The sequence below is a fragment of the Longimicrobium sp. genome, from assembly GCF_036554565.1.
Lineage (GTDB): Bacteria > Gemmatimonadota > Gemmatimonadetes > Longimicrobiales > Longimicrobiaceae > Longimicrobium.
In genome coordinates this window covers 1-2,101 of record NZ_DATBNB010000034.1, presented here as the reverse complement: position 1 = coordinate 2,101, position 2,101 = coordinate 1, and the positions used below count along the sequence as shown (strand labels likewise).

The following is a 2,101-nucleotide window of genomic DNA, read 5'->3' as shown; positions in this document are numbered from 1 at the left end:
CCAGCCGCACCAGCAACAAGAACGACCCGGGGAACACCGCGTCGCTCATGACCTGAGGCACCGAACCGAACGGAGCAGAATGTCCCACTCCTCTTCTTCCAACGCGCCGCGGCGTCCGTACCGCCGCCCCGCGCTGACCGTGTTCGGCGACATGCGTGAGCTGACCCTCACGAGCCTTACGCAGAACATGAACGACCCGGCCAATTCGTCGCAGACGATGACCTGACGGGCGGCCCCACGCGCCCGCCCTTGCGGTTTCGCCTCTACGGGCTGCACGTCGAAACCGACCGCCCGCTCCCCGGCCTTCATCCAGAGCCATCTTCCGATGCCCCCGCCGACCTTTGCATGTGGCTGGGGCACGTTCCCGTGCACGCCTTTTCCACCGCGCCCGAAGAGCCCTGCTACGTGTCGCCGCGCGAGTCGGGCGACGACGGCCCCTCGCTGGTCGTGCTCCGCACCGCGGACGGTGGCGCGTACCGGCTGCGCTACGCGGACGGGATCGAGTTCCGGGTGGACGCGCGGGGCACGCGGGTGGCCTGCACCTGGCCCGCCGGGCTGACGCTGGAAGACGCGGCCACGTACCTGATGGGCTCCATCTGCGGCCTGGTGCTGCGGCTGCGCGGCATTCCGTCGCTCCACGCCAGCGCCGTGGCCCTCCCCGGCGGCGCGGCCGCGGTGTGCGGGCCGCCGCAATCGGGAAAGTCCACCACCGCCGCCGCCTTCGCGGGCCGCGGCCGCGCACTGCTCTCCGACGACGTGGTCCCGCTGCTGGACCGTGCCGACGGCGTGCACGTGCAGCCCGCCTATCCCCACCTGCGCCTGTGGCCCGACGTGCTCCCCGCCCTGTACGGCGAGGGCGCCGACCTGCCGCCCCTTTCGCCCAACTGGGAGAAGCGCTACCTGGCCCTGGACGACGCCTTCCACGCCGCCCCCCTTCGCCTCCGTGCCGTGTACGTGCTTACCGGCCGGGAGACGGAGAACGCCCCCCGCTTCGCCCCGGTTTCCGCCATCGACGGCCTGCTGGAGCTGGTGGCGAACGCCTACATGGGCTGGTTCCCGGATCCGCAGGCGCAGGCGCGCGAGCTTTCCGTGCTGGCGAAGGTGGCCCGCTCCGTACCCGTCGTCCGCGTAACGCCGCACGCCGACCCGCGCCGCGCGGGCGAGCTGGCTGCGGCCATCGAGGCCGATTTCACCGCGCGGACGGAGTCGGTCCATGGCTGATTACAGCCTGCTGGGCTACGGCGACATGATGGCCGACCGCGTGCGGATGGATGCCTACGCCGCCGCCCTGGAGCAGGCCGTGCGCCCCGGCTCGGTGGTGCTGGACATCGGCACGGGGGCTGGGATGATGGCCCTGCTGGCCTGCCGCCTGGGGGCGCGAAAGGTGTACGCCATCGAGCCGGCGGACGTGGTGCATACCGCGCGCGAGATCGCCCACGCCAACGGCATGGGCGACCGCATCGAGTTCATCCAGGGCCTTTCCACGCGCCTGTCCCTTCCCGAGCGCGCCGATGTGGTCGTATCCGACCTGCGGGGCGCGCTTCCCCTCTTCGGGCAGCACATCCCCTCCATCGTGGACGCGCGCGTGCGGCTGATGGCGGCTGGCGGCGCGCTGATCCCCCGGCGCGACACCCTGCGCGGCGCCGTGGTGACGGCGGACGAGCGCCACGGCGAACTCGTGGGGCCATGGGACGAGGCGGCGCGCGGCTTCGACTTCGGCATCGCCCGCCGTGCCGCCGTGAACTCCTGGGTCCGGGCCAAAGTGCGCCCCGAGCAGCTGCTGTCGGAGGCCGCCACCTGGGCGGTGCTCGACTATCCAAAGATCACCGATCCGAACGTCCGCGGGCCGCTGGAATGGCGCGCGTCGCACACAGGCACGGCGCACGGCTTCGCCATGTGGTTCGATGCCGAGGTGGCGGAAAACGTCGGCTACACGAGCGGTCCGCACGGGCCCGATACCGTCTACAGCACCGCGTTCTTTCCGTGGCCGCGCGCCGTGCAGCTGGCGGAGGGCGACCGGGTGACGGTGGACCTGCAGGCGCGGCTGGTTGGGGACGAGTACGTCTGGCTGTGGGATACGCGCATCCAGTCCGCCACGGAC

At 71.9% G+C, this 2,101-nt stretch carries 3 protein-coding genes; all 3 read left to right on the top strand.

What is annotated here, in order from left to right; genetic code table 11:
• Positions 1 to 79 precede the first annotated feature (79 nt).
• Positions 80 to 226, top strand: coding sequence for a hypothetical protein (locus tag VIB55_RS01020; protein WP_331874799.1), 147 nt, complete (start codon positions 80 to 82; stop codon positions 224 to 226).
• A gap of 119 nt (positions 227 to 345) precedes the next feature.
• Entirely contained in the window at positions 346 to 1,221 is an 876-nt protein-coding gene (locus VIB55_RS01015; protein WP_331874798.1) for a hypothetical protein, read from the top strand.
• Positions 1,214 to 2,101 (top strand): 50S ribosomal protein L11 methyltransferase (locus tag VIB55_RS01010; protein ID WP_331874797.1); only part of this gene is annotated, 888 nt, incomplete at its 3' end. The genes VIB55_RS01015 and VIB55_RS01010, both read left to right, overlap by 8 nt.

Coding starts and splice junctions, on each gene's coding strand:
- VIB55_RS01020 (WP_331874799.1), top strand. CDS start 80: ATGTCCCACTCCTCTTCTTCCAACGCGCCGCGGCGTCCGTACCGCCGC.
- VIB55_RS01015 (WP_331874798.1), top strand. CDS start 346: ATGTGGCTGGGGCACGTTCCCGTGCACGCCTTTTCCACCGCGCCCGAA.